Consider the following 16588-nt stretch of genomic DNA (forward strand, 5'->3'; position numbering starts at 1 on the left):
TGCGTCCGGAAATGCGACGAAACAAAGAGTTAGAGCGTTTTCGCGATTCGGAGAAAAGCGGAAACACTCTAGAGATCGCGCGACGAGCATTCGTAGAGAACCGCCCCGCTCGACGCCGCGACGCCGGCAAGGCTGACATCGTAGCCCCAGAGGCGGCGGATATGGGCAAGGGTCGCATCCCGGTCCGCCTCCTCCAGCAGAACGCCGTTCTTGACGGTATGCCTCAGCCTCAATTGCCGGTCGCCGAGGAGATCGACGTCGACCACCTCGATATCCGGCCGGTTGGCGCCGAGATCGTAGCTGCGGGCGAGCGCCGTGCGCACGGCGGAATAGCCGCGCTCGTCATGGATGGAGGCGACCTCGCAGAACCGGTCGGTGGACCGGTCCGTCAGATGGAACAGGCGGAATTTGCGGATCAGCGCCGGGCTCAGATATTGCAGGATGAAGGACTCGTCCCGGTGGTTCTCCCAGGCGTCGAGCAGCGTTCCCCGCCAGTCGCCGTTGCCGGCGATGTCGGGGAACCAGTCCCTGTCCTCGGCCGTCGGCTCCGTGCAGATGCGCTCGATGTCCTGCATCATCGCGAAACCCAGCGCATAGGGATTGATGCCGCCGAAGCGCGGATCGTGGAAGCTCGGCTGGAAGACCACATTGGCGTGGCTCGCCAAGAGCTCCAGCATGGCGCCCTCGCTCATCTTCTTCTGGTCGAAGAGCCGGTTGATGATGAAATAGTGGACGAAGGTCGCGCATCCCTCATTCATCACCTTGGTCTGGGCCTGCGGATAGAAATACTGCGCGATGACGCGGACGATGCGCAACAGCTCCCGCTGCCACGGCTCCAGGATCAGGCTGTGCTTTTCGAGGAAATAGAGCAGGTTCTCCTCCGGCAGGTTCAGCGCCTTCTTGCGCTCCAGCGCCTCCTCCTCCGCCTCTTCCATATCGGCATTGCCGCCGGCCGTGGGCAGGGTGCGCCAGAGGTCGCTATAGGTCTGCTCCTCGTATTCCAGCCGCTCGCGCGCCCGCTCGGTGATCCTTTCGGAGGAAAGCCGCGGCGGGCGGCGATAGTGGAAGACGCCCTGATCCATCAGCGCATGGGCCGAATCGAGAATATCCTCCACGGCGGCGGTCCCGTGCCGCTCCTCACAGCGCGCGACATATTTCTTGGCGAAATCCATGTAGCCGAGGATGGAGCTGGCATCCGTCCACTGGCGGAAGAGATAGTTGTTCTTGAAGAAATGGTTGTGGCCGAAGGCGGCATGCGCGGTGACGAGTGCCTGCATCGGCATCGTGTTCTCTTCCATCAGATAGGTGATGCAGGGATTGGAATTGATGACGAGCTCATAGGCGAGGCCCCGGCGCCCCTTGCGGTAGAGATGGTCCTCGAAGACGAAGCGCTTGCCGAAGGACCAGTGCTGGTACATCAGCGGCATGCCGACGGAGGAATAGGCGTCGAGCATCTGCTCGGAGGAGATGACCTCGATCTGGTTGGGATAGACGTCGAGCCCCATCTCGCCGAGCGCTATGGCCTCGATGGCGTCATAGGCGCGCGAGAGCGTCGCAAAGCTCCATTCGGATCCGTCGAACAGCAGGGAAGAGGCGCCGCGTCTTGCCATATGATCCCCCTAGCGACGAAGCTGGACCGGCTGGCGGGCGAAGAGCTTGCGGAAAACCGGATAGATATCCGCCGGCCGGGCGATGCGCGTCATCTGGAAATGCGGCGCCGCGCCGTCGACGGTGCGATAGGCCCGCCACAGCGAGGTGCCGTTGTCGGTCGAGCCGAAAATCTCGCTCTCCCGCTCGTCGATGATCTCGACATAGGCATAATACTGGCAAAGCTTCATCAGCTCGTCGCGCAGAAGCTGCGCGCAGCGTTCGGAATCGCCCGCCGCATTGTCGCCGTCGGAGGCCTGCGCGGCATAGATGTTCCAGAGGTTGGAGGGATAGCGGTCGAGGATGATGCGCTGCATCTCCTCCAGCGCGGTCGAGACGATCGTGCCGCCGCTCTGGCGGCTGAAGAAGAAGGTTTCCTCGTCCACCTCCCGCGCCTCGTCGGTGTGGCGGATGAAGACGATGTCGATGCGCTCGTAGCGGCGCTTGAGGAAGAGGTGGAGCAGCACGAAGAACCGCTTGGCGAGGTCCTTCTCGCGCTCGCCCATCGAGGCGGAGACGTCCATCAGGCAGAACATCACGGCGCTGGCATTCGGCATCGGCTGGCGCTCGAAGCGGTTGAAGCGCACGTCGACGGGGTCGACATAGGCGATGCGCTTGCGCCGCCGCTCCAGCCTTTCCATCTCCTCGCGCGCCAGTGCCAGCCGGCGGCGCTGCTGCTGCGTCGGATTGGCTTCGCCCTCCAGCGCGGCCATCTCGGCGGCGAGCGTCAGGAACTCCTTCTCGCTCGGCCGGCGAAGCGCGATGCGCCGGCCGAAGCTGTTGCGCATGGTGCGGCCGACATTGATGTTGCTCGGCGTGCCGCTGGTCGTGAAGCCGACGCGGTGGGGCTTGTAGGTCACCGTTTCCTTGAGGTTGAGCTTGACCATGTCGGGCAGTTCCAGATCCTCGAAGAAGAGATCGAGCACCTCCTCGCGAGAAAGGACGAACAGGAATTCGTCGTCGCTCTCGCCGCGCCCCGGGCCGCGGCCACCCGCGCCGCCACCGCCATCCGGCTTTCCCAGCCGATCGCCGGGCGAGAAGGTTTCGTTTCCGGGCAACACATAGTCGCGCTGGCCGCTGGCGGGGGAATTCCGGAACGTCGGTTCGTCGGCGCCGCGCCGGGGCACCGGCACGCCATGGGCGGCATCCACGTCGGCGATCCGGTCGGTCTTCACCTGGTCGCGGATCGACCGCTTCAGCTCGTCATGCACCCTTTTCAGGAAACGCTGCCGATTGCCGAGGCTGCGGTCCTTGGGATTGAGCCGGCGATCGATGAAATGCGGCATGGCTCACCCCCGGGGGGCCGGCATCAGCCGGCCTTGTTGACGCGCATGTACCAGTCGACGAGCCGGCGGACCTGGCGCACGGTATAGCCGCGCTCGGTCATCCGCTGCACGAATTCGGCGTGCTGCTTCTCGGTGGCGCTGTCCTTCTTCGAGCCGAAGCTGATGACCGGCAGAAGGTCTTCCACCTGGCCGAACATGCGCTTCTCGATGACCTCGCGCAGCTTCTCGTAGCTCGTCCAGGAGGGATTGCGCCCGCCGTTGCGGGCGCGGGCGCGCAGGGTGAACTTGACGACCTCGTTGCGGAAATCCTTCGGATTGGCGATGCCCGCGGGCTTCTCGATCTGCGACAGTTCGCTGTCGAGGATTTCGCGGTTGAGGATCTGCCCGGTATCGGGATCCTTGAAGTCCTGATCCTCCAGCCAGGCATCGGCATAGGCAATATAGCGGTCGAAGAGGTTCTGGCCGTATTCGCTGTAGGATTCGAGATAGGCCTTCTGGATCTCGTGGCCGATGAACTCGGCATAGCGGGCTGCCAGTTCCGAGCGGATGAAATCGAGATAATGCGCCTCGACTTCCTTGGGGAACTGCTCGCGCCGGATCGCCTGTTCCAGGATATACATGAGATGGACGGAATCGGCCGCCACCTCCTTGGTATCGTAGTTGAAGGTCTCCGACAGCACCTTGAAGGCAAAGCGCGTGCTGATGCCCGTCATGCCCTCGTCGACGCCGGCGGCATCGCGGTATTCCTGGAGCGACTTCGCCTTGGGATCGGTATCCTTGAGGTTCTCGCCGTCATAGACGCGCATCTTGGTATAGATCGGCGAATTCTCGTGCGGCGCGAGGCGCGTGGCGACGGTGAAGCGGCTTAGATTGGAGAGAACCTCGGGCGCGCAGGGGCTGTCCGCGAGCTCGCTTTCCCGGAGCAGCTTCTCGTAGATCTGTCGCTCTTCCGTCACCCGCAGGCAATAGGGCACCTTCACGACGAGGATGCGGTCGAGGAAAGCCTCGTTGTTCTTGTTGTGCTTGAATTGCAGCCATTCGGATTCGTTCGAATGCGCCAGCACGATGCCCTGATAGGGGAAGCCGCCGAAATTCTCCGTGCCGTTGTAGCTGCCTTCCTGCGTGGCCGTCAGCAACGGATGCAGCACCTTGATCGGCGCCTTGAACATCTCGACGAATTCGAGGAGGCCCTGCGTCGTGCGGTTGAGGCCGCCGCTGTAGGAATAGGCGTCGGGATCGGCCTGGCTGAAGTTTTCCAGCTGCCGGATATCGACCTTGCCGACGAGCGCGGAGACGTCCTGGTTGTTCTCGTCGCCGGGCTCCGTCTTGGCGATGGCGATCTGGCGCAGGCGCGAGGGCATCAGCTTGACGACGCTGAAGCGCGAGATGTCGCCGTCGATCTCGTCCAGCCGCTTCGTCGCCCAAGGCGAGATGAGGCCGGTGAGCCGGCGCTTGGCGATGCCGTATTTTTCTTCGAGGAGATCACCCATCCGCTCGCGGCTGAAGAGGCCGAGCGGCGATTCGAAGACCGGGCTGACCTTGCCGTCGATGGCGAGCGTATAGATGGGCTGCTCTTCCATCAGCTTCTTCAGGCGCTCGGCGAGCGACGACTTGCCGCCGCCGACCGGGCCGAGCAGGTAGAGAATCTGCTTGCGCTCCTCAAGCCCCTGCGCGGCATAGCGGAAGTAGCCGACGATCCGCTCGACCGTGTCTTCCATGCCGTAGAAATCGGAGAAGGAGGGATAGATCTTGATGGTGCGGTTGGCGAAGATCCGCCCGAGCCGCTCATCCGCGCTGGTATCGATGAGCTGCGGCTCGCCGATGGCGGCCACCATGCGCTCCGGGGCGGTGGCGTATAGGCTCCGGTCCTCGCGGCACGCCAGGAGATATTCCTGGAGGCTCATCTCTTCCCGCGCATTGCTTGCGTAGGTTTCGGAAAAGAGATCGAAAACATCGCTGCCTGTGGTTCTCATGGAACCCTCCTGCACTCGCCGGACGCAATCCCTGCGATTATGCATAGCAACGAATCCGCACCGAATTTTGTTCCCGCGATGACGGACAAAACACAATTTGTTCAACGCGATGCGGATCAGTGAAAGATCAGCATCGCGCCGGCGGCCAGCGCCATCACCCCGGTGGCCGCCCAGCCAACCACAAGAAGCAGCGGAGAAGCGGTAAACTGCTTCATCTGCGCGCTGCGGCTGACGACCATCATCATCGACACCATGATGGGAACGGCGACGAAGCCGTTGATGACAGCACTCCAGAAAAGCGCCTTGATCGGGTCGATCGGCAGGAACTCCATGACTAGCCCGAAGAGCGTCGCCGCCGCGATGACGGCATAGAAGCCGGCGGCCTGGCCCGGCTTGTTGTCGAGGCCGCATTCCCAGCCGCAGCATTCCGAGGCGCCATAGGCGGCCGAACCGGCGAGCACCGGAATGGAAAGCATGCCCGTGCCGATGATGCCGAGGCTGAACAGCACGAAGGCGAAGTCGCCGGCAATGGGCCGCAAAGCCTCGGCGACATCCGCCGCCGTGCCGATATCCGTCTTGCCGCTCGCATGCAGCGTGGCGGCGGTGCTCATGATGATCGCCACGGCGACGAGCGTGGAGACGGCCATGCCGACGAAGGTGTCGAGGCGGATGCGCTTTAATTCGCGCTTCGCCTGGCGCGGCGCGCGCTTCAGCGGCCGGGCATCCTCGTGCTCCTCGATCTCCTCCACCTCCTGGCTGGTCTGCCAGAAGAAGAGATAGGGGCTGATCGTCGTGCCGAGGATCGCGACGATCACGGTGAAGCTGTCGCCGCCCTTGCCGATGGTCGGCACGAACAGGCCATAGGCCGCCGCGCCCCAGTCGACCTTCACGACGAAGAGGACCGCGACATAGGAGAGCAGCACCATGGTCAGCCATTTCAGGTAGCTCGCATAGCGATGGTAGGACACGAAGACCTGCAGCAGCAGGGAAAGGATGGCAAAGCCGATCGCCAGCGGCCGCCCCGGCACACCCGTCGCAAGTTCCGCCGAGGCCCCCATCGCGGCGAGATTGGCGCCGATATTGATCGTATTGGCGGCAAACAGCAGCACGATCAGCAGGAAGACGACCGGCCGGGGCCAGATGCCCCGCAGATTGGCGGCGAGGCCGCAACCCGTGACGCGCCCGATCCGCGCGCTGACAATCTGGATGGCGCACATCAGGGGATAGGAAAGGAGCATCGTCCAGAGCAGGCTGAAGCCGAACTGCGCCCCGGCCTGCGAATAGGTGGCGATCCCGCTCGGATCGTCGTCGGCCGCGCCGGTGATGAGGCCGGGGCCGAGCTGCTTGAGAAGCGGCGGCGCCTTCTTCTCTTCCGGTCGTTCCGCCGGTTTTTCCGTTGAAATCGCCGAAGGCCTGAGGACCGTCTCGCTCATATGAAAATGCCTTTTGCCATTGCGGCTCCAGACCGCGTGACGGCGGTAACTCCAGCCCTTGCGGGAAGTTCCGCCCCGCAATTTTCCCGTTCTTCGGCCGGAACAATGTCGGGCGGCGGCAGTTTGTTCTGCACTTCCCGCTTGTCGTGAAGTGGTCCCTGGAGCGGCAGACGCCCATCGCGGCGCCTGCCGTTTCACCGTGGAACCTTTCCCCGCCGTGAGGTGTTTCACCTCCGTCACAATGAAAAATGGCAAGGCCCGTCCTTCGGGACCGGCCGCCTTCACCCAAAAGAATTGGTGCCCCGAGAATGAGCCGTCTGATCGTCGTTTCGAACCGCGTTCCCGTTCCTGACAAGCGGGGCACGGCCCCGGCCGGCGGTTTGGCGGTCGCACTCAAGACGGCGCTGGAAGCACGCGGCGGCCTGTGGCTCGGCTGGTCCGGCCGTTCCTGCGGCGAGGACGAGATCGGACCGCTGACCAGCGTGAAGGAGGGCAATATCGAATATGCCCTGACCGACCTCACCCAGCAGGATGTCGAGGAATACTACCAGGGCTTCGCCAACCGCGTGCTCTGGCCGATCTGCCACTACCGGCTGGATCTCGCCGAATACGGGCGCCGCGAGATGGCGGGCTATTTCCGCGTCAACCGGTTCTTCGCCAGCCGCCTCCTGCCGATGCTGCGGGAGGACGACCTCATCTGGGTTCACGACTATCATCTAATCCCCCTCGCCGCGGAGCTGCGACGGCAGGGCGTGCGCAACCGCATCGGTTTCTTCCTGCATATTCCCTGGCCCGCGCCGGACGTCTTCCTGACCATGCCCGTGCACGAGGAGCTGCTGAAGGGCCTGACGGAATATGACGTGATCGGCTTCCAGACCGTTCATGATCGGGAGAACTTCGCCGATTGCCTGGCACGACAGGGCCTCGGCAAGCGCCTGGGCACAACCCGGTTCATGGTCGGCGAACAGGCCTTCACCGCAAAGCCCTATCCGATCGGCATCGAGACCGACGAATTCGCCGGCATTGCGCGGCGCGCGTCGGAAACCACGCTGCACAGGCGCATGCTGCAGAGCCTCGACGGCAAGGCGCTGATCATCGGCGTCGACCGGCTCGATTACTCCAAGGGCATCACCCAGCGCATCGACGCCTTCGAGACGTTCCTGACGCGCCATCCCGACAGCCAGCGCCACGTGACGCTGCTGCAGATCACGCCGAAATCGCGCTCCGAGGTTCCGGAATACGAGGCGATGCAGCGCACGGTCGCCGAGCAGGCCGGCCGCGTCAACGGTGCCCTCGGCACCGTGGACTGGGTGCCGATCCGCTATGTCAACCGCTCGCTTCGCCGCCCGGCCCTCGCCGGCCTCTACCGCATGGCGAAGCTCGCAATGGTGACCCCCTTGCGCGACGGCATGAACCTGGTGGCGAAGGAATATGTCGCCGCCCAGAACGAGGAAGACCCCGGCGTCCTCCTGCTCTCGCGCTTCGCCGGCGCTGCGCAGGAGTTGAAGGAGGCCGTTCTGGTCAATCCCTACGATGTCGAAGGCACGGCCGAGGCCATCGCGCGCGGCCTCGCCATGCCGCTCGAGGAGCGGCGCCAGCGCTGGCAGGGCATGATGGCGACCCTGCGCGAAAACGACGTCTTCGCCTGGTGCCGCGCCTTCCTCGACGATCTCTCCGGCACCGCCCGCACGACCGCACCGTCAGCCGCGCCCCCGAAGACGGCGGGCTATCGCATGACCCTCGACCCGGAGGGTACCCGCCGGCATCGCCTCTAGGGAGATCAGGCAAATCGCCTGATCTCAAGCGATCCGGTCAGATGGCGCGCGTGATGCCGCCATCGACGCGGATGTTCTGTCCGGTGATGTAGGCCGCTCCCTCGGAGGCGAGGAAAGCGATCGTCGCGGCGACTTCCTTGCTGGTGCCGTAGCGCTTCATCGGCACGCTGTCGCGGCGCTCATCCGTTGACGGCAGGCTGTCGATCCAGCCGGGCAGCACGTTGTTCATGCGGATATTGTCGCCCGCATAGGTGTCGGCGAAGATCTTCGTGAAGGAGGCGAGGCCCGCACGGGCGACGGCCGAGGTCGGGAACATCGAGCTCGGCTCGAAGGCCCAGGCGGTCGAGATGTTGATGATGACACCGGACTTCTGCTTCTGCATGATCGGCACCACGAGGCGCGTCGGGCGCACGGCATTGAGGAAGTAGACGTCGATCCCTGCATGCCAGTCCTCGTCCGTCAGCTCGAGGATCGGTTTGCGCGGCCCGTGGCCGGCGCTGTTGACGAGCACGTCGATACGGCCCCAGCGCTCCAGTGCGCCGTCGACAAGGCGCTTCAGGTCGTCGTTCGACTGGTTGGAGCCGGTGACGCCGAAACCGCCGAATTCGCCCGCCAGCGCCTCGCCCTTGCCGGAGGAGGAAAGCACTCCGATCCTGAATCCGTCCGCCGCCAGCCGCCGGGCGGCCTCCGCCCCCATGCCGCTGCCGCCGGCTGTGATCAATGCGACCTTCTCGCCTGCCATGGAACTGTCCTTTCGTGAGCCGTTGAGTGCCACCATCCTGCCACGCCGCCCGTGGCGGAACCAACCAGAAATACGCGCCGCTTCCTGTAGAAAATCTACTGCCCGTCGCTTGGGACTGCTCCGGTCCTATGCTTCGCACTTTCCTTCAGGAGCCAGCCGCGGACCGCTTCGACGGAAGCGGGATGCCGCGGCTTGCGCGGCGCGACGACGTAGAAATCGGCGCCGACGCGCATCCGCGTTTCGAAGAGCCGCACCAGATGGCCGCCGGCGACGTCGTCCCCGATGAGGAATTCGCTGGCGAGCGCCAGCCCCTGCCCGCCGCGCGCCGCCTCCAGCGCCAGCGCCGTCTGGTTGAAGCGGATATTCTTCGACGCCGAAACCGGCGCCGCCTTGCCCATCGCCTGCTCCAGGAAGCGCGGCCAGAAATTGTGCGCATCGTGCAGCAGCGCATAGGCGGCAAGGTTTTCCGGCACTTCGGGCCTGCCGAGCTTTTCGATCAGGAGCGGGCTGCCGAGCGCCACGATGACCTGCTCGAACAGGAGATCCGCCTGGAGGCCCGGCCCGAAGGGCGGCCGGCCGTAGCGCACGGCAAGATCCACCGCATCCGTCTGGAAATTGGAAATGCGATCGCTGGCAAGAATGCGCAGGTCGATATGCGGATGCGCGGCGGTGAAGTCCGGCAGGCGCGGGATCAGCCATTTCGAGGCGAAGGTCGGCGTCACGCTGATGGTGAGATGCTGCGGCTCCGGGCGCAAGGTCTCCGTCGCCTCGGAAATCAGTTCCAGGGCACGGCGGACGCTGCCGACATAGCTGCGCCCCGCCTCGGTGATCGCAAGCGTCCTCGGATGCCGCTCGAACAGCTTGAGGCCGAGCTCGGCCTCCAGCCCCCGGATCTGCTGGGCGACGGCGCCCTGCGTGACGCCGAGCTCCTCCGCCGCAAGCCGGAAATTCAGATGCCGCGCGACGACTTCGAAGACGCGGACGCCGTTGAGGGAGGGGAGTTTTCCGATACGGTCGGCCATGCGATCTGCTGCATCCGGTTGGCGGCGGGATACGTCGTTCTATCAGGCTTTGCGATACCGACCTACGAGGATGCAGGAAAATTACAGGTTGCCGATACCATCCCCCTGCAGCATTCCGAACCCTATTGACTGTTTGATTTTCTATGACACAGTGTTAAGAAATCCAAACATGCAGCGGGTGGAGCCGCTGCCGGGGGAAACACAATGACGGATATTCCGGAGCGGGCAGACGTCGTCGTCATTGGCGGCGGCGTCGCGGGGTGCTCTGTTGCCTATCACCTGACGAAGATCGGTATTACGGATGTGGTGGTCTGCGAAAGAAAGCAGCTCACCAGCGGCACGACATGGCACGCGGCCGGCCTCGTGACCCAGCTTCGCGCCACGCGCCGCATGACGGAGCTGGCCAAATATACTGGCGAGCTCTTCGGCTCGCTGGAGGCCGAGACGGGCCAGGCGACCGGCTTCAAGCGCAACGGCTCGCTGCGCGTCGCCAATACGCTGGCCCGCTACGAGGAACTGGCGCGCGGCGCCTCGATGGGCCGCAATTTCGGCCTGCCGGTCGAGCCGGTCACGCCCGGCGAGATCAAGGAGCGCTGGGGGCCGATCAGCACGGACGGCATCGTCGGCGGCTTCTGGTTCCCGCATGACGGGCAGGTCAACCCGATCGACGTGACGCAGGCCTATGCCAGGGGTGCGCGCATGCGCGGTGCGAAGGTCTTCGAGAACCTTTCCGTGACGAAGATCCTCGTCGAGAACGGCAAGGCCGCCGGCGTGATGACCGACCGGGGGCCGATCCGCGCCGGGACCGTCGTCATCTGCGGCGGCATGTGGTCGCGCGACCTCGCCGCCGAGGCGGGCGTGACGATCCCGCTGCACGCCGCCGAGCATTTCTACATCGTAACGGAACAGGTGGAGAGCCTGCCGCGCGACCTGCCCGTGCTCTTCCTCGGCGACGAATGGACCTATTACAAGGAGGATGCCGGCAAGCTGCTCGTCGGCTTCTTTGAACCGAACGCCAAGCCCTGGGGCCAGGCCGGCATTCCCGAGGACTTCAGCTTCGGCACCCTGCCGGAGGACGTCGACCATATCGCGCCCTATCTGGAACAGGCGACCCGCCGCGTGCCGGTGCTGGAGCGCACGGGCATCCAGCTCTTCTTCAACGGCCCTGAAAGCTTCACCCCCGACGACCGCTACCTTCTCGGCGAGACACCGGAAGTGCCCGGCCTCTTCTGTGCGACGGGCTTCAACTCCGTCGGCATCCTCTCCTCCGGCGGCGTCGGCAAGGCGCTCGCCGACTGGATCCGCGACCGCCGCCCGCCGGTCGAGCTGATGGACGTCGATATCCGCCGCATGCAGACCTTCATGGGCAATCGCAAATATCTGGAGGACCGCACGACCGAGACGCTCGGCCTGCTCTTCGACATGCACTGGCCGGCCCGCCAGTTCGAGACGGCGCGCGGCATCCGCCGCAGCCCGTTCCATGACAGGCTTTCGGCCGCGGGGGCATGGATGACGGAAGCGGCCGGCTGGGAACGGCCGGGCTTCTTCGGCGCGCCGGGCACGACACCCGAAGTGCAATATTCCTACGGCCGCCCCTCGTGGTTCGACGCGGTCGGCGAGGAATGCCGCAACACGGCGGAGAACGTCACGCTGTTCGACCATTCCTGCTTCATCAAATACCTCGTCAGCGGGCCGGACGCCTGCGCGGCGCTCAACCGTGTCTCGGCCGGCCAGATCGACGTTCCCGTCGGCAAGGTCGTCTATACGCAATGGCTGAACAAGGAAGGCGGCATCGAGGCGGACGTGACCATCACCCGGCTTGCCGAGACCGAGTTCATGGTCGTGACCATCGCCGTCTCGCAGCGCCGCGACCTCGCCTGGCTGCACCGGCACCTGCCGGAAGGCGCGCGCGTCCATGTGCAGGACATCACCTCGGGCCTGCCGATGCTGGCGTTGATGGGGCCGAAGTCCCGCGCGCTGCTCGAGCGCCTGTCGCCGGCCGATTTCTCCAACGAGGCCTTCCCCTTCGGCACCAGCCGGGAGATCGACCTCGGCTATGCCCGCGTGCGGGCAAGTCGCCTCACCTATGTCGGCGAGCTCGGCTGGGAGCTCTACATGCCGGCGGAATTCGCCGGCCATGTGCTGGAGAAGCTGATTGAAGCTGGCGAAGGGCTCGGCCTCAGGATGGGCGGCTATTTCGCCATCAATTCGCTGCGCATGGAAAAGGGCTACCGTCACTGGGGCCACGACATCGGCGAGGAGGACAGCCCCTTGCAGGCCGGCCTCGGCTTCGCCGTCGCCCTCGACAAGGCCGGCGGCTTCATCGGCCGCGACGCGCTGTTGCGCCAGAAGGAAGCCGGAACGCCCGACCGCCGCCTCGTGCAGATCCGCATCGAGGCCGAGGGTGAGCCGCCGCATCTCTATCACAACGAACCGCTGCTGAGGAACGGCGAGATCGTCGGCTCCGTCACGACGGGCGCCTACGGCCACCGCCTCGGGGCCTCGCTCGGCATGGGTTACGTCACCTGCCCCGGCGGCGTGACGCCGGACTGGCTCGCCTCCGGCACCTGGGAGGCCGAGATCGCCTGGCGGCGCCATCCGATCCGCCTGCAGCTTCGCCCCTGGTACGACCCGAAGGGGGAGCGGCTGGCCGGATAACAATCAAGGCCCGGAAGGGGAACTTCGGGCCGCATGCAACGAACGCCATATCAGGGAGGACACGGCATGGCTGAGGAGAGGCTGCAACCGGAGCTGGAGCGTCGGCTCCGGCTACTGGAGGACCCGCGCAACCAGGGAGAGGATTTCGACGGCATGGCCTGGGCCGCGCTGATCGGGCTCGGCGTTCTGCTGCCGATCCTCGCCCTTCTGATCGGGAGGATGGCATGAGCGTACAGGACGAAATCCTCATCGAGGCCGACAAGAGCGCCTGGCCGCTCCTGCCGCAGGAGCGGATCTGGGGCCCCTGGCAACTCGGCATCTCGCTCGCCACGGCCGCCGCCGCGACTTGGTGCTACATCATCGGCGAATATGTCGGCTATTATCTCAGCTTCAAGGAAGGCTTCTTCGCCCTCCTCGCCGGCAGCATGATCGGCATGCTCATCGTGGCGCTGGCGGCCGTGCCGGTCGCCATCCGCTTCGGCGTCGATTCCATCGCCTCGTCCAAGCCACAATTCGGCTCGCGCGGCTGGATCATTCCCGCCGCCATGCAATTCGTCTCCATCGTCGGCTGGAACTCGCTGCTCCTCATCTTCTTCGCCAAGTCGACACGGCAATTGCTGCTGGCGCTCGGCTGGATCGGCGAGGACAGCCATAACTTCCTCGTGCAGGCGACGGTACTGCTGGCCGCCGGGCTGGTGTTCCTCTTCCTGCTCAAGGGCTCCTCCGGCGTCGACAGGATCGCGAAGATCCTCGTCGCCCATGTCTTCGTCGGCTTCTGGATGCTCTACATCCTCGTCACGCAGCGCTGGGAGGACCTGTCGGCGGCCGTGCCCGCCTATGCCGCGACCGACGCGCACTGGAACTACACGACGGGCGTCGAGATCGGCATCATCTCGCTCCTCTCCTGGTGGCCCTATATCGGCGCCATGGTGCGCATGGCCCCGAACGGACGGCGGGCGGCCGCCCCGATCATGGTAGGCATGGGCCTTCCCGTGCCGCTGCTCTCGGCCATCGGCATCGCCGGCATCCTCGTGCTCCAGGTCTCCGACCCGGCCGAATGGATGCGCACGGTGGGCGGGCCGACCTATGGCGTGATCGCGCTGCTCTTCGTCGCCGCGGCAAATCTCGGCACGGCGGTCGCGGGGGTCTATTCCTCCTCGATTGGGCTCAGGCATTTCCCGGCGCTCCAGAAGCTGAGCTGGCCGATGCTGCTGCTCATTTCCATCGCCCCGGTGGGCGTGGTGGGGCTGCTGATCCCGGACCTGTTCTTCGCGAATTTCGGCACCTTCATCGCCTTCATCGGCCTCGGCTTCGCCCCGCTCTGCGGCATCCAGATCGTCGACTACTATCTCCTGCGCAAGCGGCGGATCGACGTGCGCGGCCTCTTCGAGGACAGGCCGGACAGCGCCTATCGCTTCTGGAGCGGCTTCAACCCGGCCTCGCTGATCGCCATGGCCGCGGGCTTCTGCACCTATCTCTACCTCTTGAACCCGATCACCTATGAAAGCCGCTGGCCCTACGACTACCTGACGGCCGCCCTGCCGACGGCGGTGGTCGGCGGCGTGGTCTATGCGCTGATCACGCTTCTCGTGGTGAAGCCGGCCGGCAAGGGCCGCTACTGAGACCCGGGCCGGCGCTCGCGCGAGGCGAGCGCCGGCCGCATCCACAACGCCTTGATTTCCGGCGGAAAACCTATAACTCGGAGGAAAACACCCTGCCGACCGGGAGATTCCGTTCGTGAGCCGCAAACCCAAGACCTCGACCCCGAAGGCGCCGGCCATCGCCGCCGCCCCCTTGCAGGACATGCAGGGCGACCTGAAGATCGGCCAGCGGCTGAAGATGGTGCGCGAAGCCTTCGGCGTCTCTCAGCGGGAGCTTGCCAAGCGTGCGGGCGTGACGAATGCCAGCATCTCGCTGATCGAGCAGGATGCGCACGCGCCTTCGGTCGTCTCGCTGCACAAGATCCTGCGGGCCCTGCCGATGAGCCTTGCGGATTTCTTCGCCATTCCGCCGGCCGAGGAGGACGTGCTGATCGCCGCGCCGGAAGACCTCACCGTCATCACACGCGGCGAGGCCGACATGCGCTGCCTTGCCTCGCAACGCCGCGACAAGCGCCTTCAGATGTTCCTGGAGCACTACGCCCCCAACGCGGGAACGGGCGAGGATCTCATCGTGCACGACGGCGAAACCGCCGCGCTGGTGGTGGAAGGGACCATCGAGCTGGAGATCGGCGGCAAGGCGCACACGATCGGCGCCGGCGGCGGCTACCAGCTCTTTTCCGGCGTGCCCTACCGCATCCGCAATGCCGGCGACACGCCGGTCGTCGTCGTCTGCGCCGTGACGCCGCCGATGCTCTGAGCGTCAAATAAATAAAACATTCCGTCAAAAATAGTTGACGTTCATCCCGCCCCGGGCCTACCTTCGATCACAGGGAGGCGGGCGTTCCTGCCTGCACGATGGCCATGGGGAGGAACCAGATGACCGTCCATAGCAATGAATTCGGCATGCAGTTCGACAGAAGGCTCCTGAACGGCGCGCTGATCGGCGGCCGGTGGGAGCCGGGCTCCGGCGGCACCTTCGCCGCGAACGATCCCCATACCGGCAAGCGCCTGCACGACATCGGCCGCTGCGCGCCCTCCGATGTCGACCGCGCCGTCGCGGCGGCGAAGGACGCCTTTACCGACTGGTCGAAGACCTCGGTACAGGTGCGCGCGAAAATCCTGCGCAACATGCAGCGCCTCTTCCGCGACCGCGCCGAGGCGATGGCCCAGATGGTCACCAAGGAGGTAGGCAAGCCGATCCTCGCCGCCCGCGAGGAGACCTTCGAATATTCCGGCCCCGCCTGGGGCAAGGCGGCGGAGGAGATTCTGCGCTACCGCGGCATGACCCTGCCCTCCACGCAGGAGAAGACGACGAACAAGCGCCTCGTGCTCGGCCACCGCCCGCTCGGCGTCATCGGCGTCATCACGCCCTTCAATTTCCCGACCGACATCTCCTCCATCGCCCTTGCCCACGCCGTTGCCGCCGGCAACACGGTAGTCTGGAAGCCGACGGAATATGGCCCGGTCTCATGCGCCATGGTCGCCGAGCTCTTCGAGGAAGCGGGCTTCCCGCCGGGTGTCCTCAACATGGTGCAGGGTTTTGGCGATGTCGGCGCGCATCTGGTGCGCCATGCCGACGTCAAGGGCATCTTCTTCACCGGCTCCAACAGGGTCGGCGAGGAGATCGCGCGGGTCAATCCGCTGCGCCCCATGCTGCTGGAGCTCGGCGGTGACGGGCCGCAGATCGTGCTGGAGGACGCTGATATCGATCGCGCCGTGGAAGGGGCGATCACTGGCGCCTTCTACTATTCCGGCCAGGTCTGCACCTCGTCGGAACGGCTCTTCGTGCACGAAAAGGTCTATGACGAATTCCTGGCGAAGTTCCGCGCCGCCACGGCCGCCCTGAAGATCGGCGACCCCGCCGATGCCGGCAACGACATGGGGCCGCTCTGCAATCCCGCCGTCCTCGAACGCGCCCGCCAGCATGTGGCGGACCTGCGCGAAGCCGGCGCGACCATCGAGCAGTTCGGCCCGGAACAGGGGCTCTACTACCCCGCCACCATCGTCACCGGCCTCGACAGGAAGATGATCCGCGGCAAGGGCGAATCCTTCTCGCCGCTGGCGCTGGTGCTGAAGGTCGCTTCCGACGAGGAGGCCATCGAGATCGCCAACGAATCCGAGCTCGGCCTCGTCGCCTCGCTGTGGACGCAGGATATGTCCAAGGCCTGGCGCGTCGCCGAGGCCCTGCCGCACGGCGCGGTCAACGTGAACGAGACCTCGAACTACTGGGACCAGCTCGCCCCCTTCGGCGGCGCGGGCAAGTCCGGCGTCGGCCGCGAGCTGTCGCAATGGTTCCTCGACAGCTTCACCGAGAACAAGCTCATCGTCTTCGACCTCGGCGGTCCCGCCGACGACCGCCGCATCGAGGGCGGCTGGTAAGCCGCCCACCCGCCCCTACTGCTCCGGCGGAAGGGGTCTAAGCGACAGGTGCGCCCGGATGGGCGCACCGAC

General features: G+C 65.3%; 12 protein-coding genes. 6 read left to right on the forward strand and 6 right to left on the reverse strand.

What is annotated here, in order from left to right; translation table 11 throughout:
- Positions 1 to 68: 68 nt before the first annotated feature.
- The 4 genes from ShzoTeo12_RS13260 to ShzoTeo12_RS13275 all read right to left on the reverse strand — a co-directional run bounded on the left by ShzoTeo12_RS13260 (position 69) and on the right by ShzoTeo12_RS13275 (position 6339).
- Positions 69 to 1610 carry a SpoVR family protein gene (locus tag ShzoTeo12_RS13260; protein ID WP_318910026.1) on the reverse strand — a complete coding sequence of 514 codons (1542 nt, stop codon included), beginning with the start codon at positions 1608 to 1610 and terminating at the stop codon, positions 69 to 71.
- A 9-nt stretch (positions 1611 to 1619) separates the two neighbouring features.
- Positions 1620 to 2933 (reverse strand): YeaH/YhbH family protein, encoded by a 1314-nt coding sequence (locus ShzoTeo12_RS13265; protein WP_318910027.1) that lies wholly within the window; start codon positions 2931 to 2933, stop codon positions 1620 to 1622.
- A 23-nt stretch (positions 2934 to 2956) separates the two neighbouring features.
- Positions 2957 to 4906, reverse strand: coding sequence for a PrkA family serine protein kinase (locus ShzoTeo12_RS13270; protein ID WP_119256462.1), 1950 nt, complete (start codon positions 4904 to 4906; stop codon positions 2957 to 2959).
- 116 nt (positions 4907 to 5022) lie between these two features.
- Positions 5023 to 6339, reverse strand: coding sequence for an Nramp family divalent metal transporter (locus ShzoTeo12_RS13275; protein WP_318910028.1), 1317 nt, complete (start codon positions 6337 to 6339; stop codon positions 5023 to 5025).
- A gap of 308 nt (positions 6340 to 6647) precedes the next feature.
- Here ShzoTeo12_RS13275 and otsA point away from each other — a divergent pair, with 308 nt between their 5' ends.
- Entirely contained in the window at positions 6648 to 8114 is a 1467-nt protein-coding gene (gene otsA / locus ShzoTeo12_RS13280) for an alpha,alpha-trehalose-phosphate synthase (UDP-forming) (protein WP_318910029.1), read from the forward strand.
- 37 nt (positions 8115 to 8151) lie between these two features.
- Here otsA and ShzoTeo12_RS13285 read toward each other — a convergent pair whose 3' ends face one another.
- Together ShzoTeo12_RS13285 and ShzoTeo12_RS13290 are read right to left on the reverse strand one after the other, a co-directional pair.
- Entirely contained in the window at positions 8152 to 8856 is a 705-nt protein-coding gene (locus ShzoTeo12_RS13285) for an SDR family oxidoreductase (RefSeq protein WP_119256459.1), read from the reverse strand.
- Positions 8857 to 8951: 95 nt separating this feature from the next.
- Positions 8952 to 9878: a LysR substrate-binding domain-containing protein gene (locus ShzoTeo12_RS13290; RefSeq protein ID WP_318910030.1), complete on the reverse strand. Its 927-nt coding sequence runs from the start codon at positions 9876 to 9878 to the stop codon at positions 8952 to 8954.
- A 204-nt stretch (positions 9879 to 10082) separates the two neighbouring features.
- Here ShzoTeo12_RS13290 and ShzoTeo12_RS13295 point away from each other — a divergent pair, with 204 nt between their 5' ends.
- The 5 genes from ShzoTeo12_RS13295 to ShzoTeo12_RS13315 all read left to right on the forward strand — a co-directional run bounded on the left by ShzoTeo12_RS13295 (position 10083) and on the right by ShzoTeo12_RS13315 (position 16516).
- Entirely contained in the window at positions 10083 to 12536 is a 2454-nt protein-coding gene (locus ShzoTeo12_RS13295; RefSeq protein ID WP_318910031.1) for an FAD-dependent oxidoreductase, read from the forward strand.
- 66 nt (positions 12537 to 12602) lie between these two features.
- Positions 12603 to 12764: a hypothetical protein gene (locus tag ShzoTeo12_RS13300; RefSeq protein WP_318910032.1), complete on the forward strand. Its 162-nt coding sequence runs from the start codon at positions 12603 to 12605 to the stop codon at positions 12762 to 12764.
- A complete protein-coding gene (locus tag ShzoTeo12_RS13305) occupies positions 12761 to 14158 on the forward strand; it encodes a purine-cytosine permease family protein (protein WP_318910033.1) in 1398 nt (465 codons plus the stop codon). Before ShzoTeo12_RS13300 ends, ShzoTeo12_RS13305 begins: the two co-directional genes overlap by 4 nt.
- Positions 14159 to 14273: 115 nt before the next feature.
- Complete coding sequence (locus ShzoTeo12_RS13310) at positions 14274 to 14894, forward strand: cupin domain-containing protein (RefSeq protein WP_119256456.1); 621 nt, start codon at positions 14274 to 14276, stop codon at positions 14892 to 14894.
- A 119-nt stretch (positions 14895 to 15013) separates the two neighbouring features.
- Entirely contained in the window at positions 15014 to 16516 is a 1503-nt protein-coding gene (locus ShzoTeo12_RS13315) for an aldehyde dehydrogenase family protein (protein ID WP_318910034.1), read from the forward strand.
- Positions 16517 to 16588 lie beyond the last annotated feature (72 nt).

This window comes from Shinella zoogloeoides (assembly GCF_033705735.1).
GTDB lineage: Bacteria > Pseudomonadota > Alphaproteobacteria > Rhizobiales > Rhizobiaceae > Shinella > Shinella zoogloeoides_A.

Excerpts from the sequence above, each read along its gene's own strand:
- ShzoTeo12_RS13260 (WP_318910026.1), bottom strand. The coding sequence starts at position 1,610 with ATGGCAAGACGCGGCGCCTCTTCCCTGCTGTTCGACGGATCCGAATGG.
- ShzoTeo12_RS13265 (WP_318910027.1), bottom strand. The coding sequence starts at position 2,933 with ATGCCGCATTTCATCGATCGCCGGCTCAATCCCAAGGACCGCAGCCTC.
- ShzoTeo12_RS13270 (WP_119256462.1), bottom strand. The coding sequence starts at position 4,906 with ATGAGAACCACAGGCAGCGATGTTTTCGATCTCTTTTCCGAAACCTAC.
- ShzoTeo12_RS13275 (WP_318910028.1), bottom strand. The coding sequence starts at position 6,339 with ATGAGCGAGACGGTCCTCAGGCCTTCGGCGATTTCAACGGAAAAACCG.
- otsA (WP_318910029.1), top strand. The coding sequence starts at position 6,648 with ATGAGCCGTCTGATCGTCGTTTCGAACCGCGTTCCCGTTCCTGACAAG.
- ShzoTeo12_RS13285 (WP_119256459.1), bottom strand. The coding sequence starts at position 8,856 with ATGGCAGGCGAGAAGGTCGCATTGATCACAGCCGGCGGCAGCGGCATG.
- ShzoTeo12_RS13290 (WP_318910030.1), bottom strand. The coding sequence starts at position 9,878 with ATGGCCGACCGTATCGGAAAACTCCCCTCCCTCAACGGCGTCCGCGTC.
- ShzoTeo12_RS13295 (WP_318910031.1), top strand. The coding sequence starts at position 10,083 with ATGACGGATATTCCGGAGCGGGCAGACGTCGTCGTCATTGGCGGCGGC.
- ShzoTeo12_RS13300 (WP_318910032.1), top strand. The coding sequence starts at position 12,603 with ATGGCTGAGGAGAGGCTGCAACCGGAGCTGGAGCGTCGGCTCCGGCTA.
- ShzoTeo12_RS13305 (WP_318910033.1), top strand. The coding sequence starts at position 12,761 with ATGAGCGTACAGGACGAAATCCTCATCGAGGCCGACAAGAGCGCCTGG.
- ShzoTeo12_RS13315 (WP_318910034.1), top strand. The coding sequence starts at position 15,014 with ATGACCGTCCATAGCAATGAATTCGGCATGCAGTTCGACAGAAGGCTC.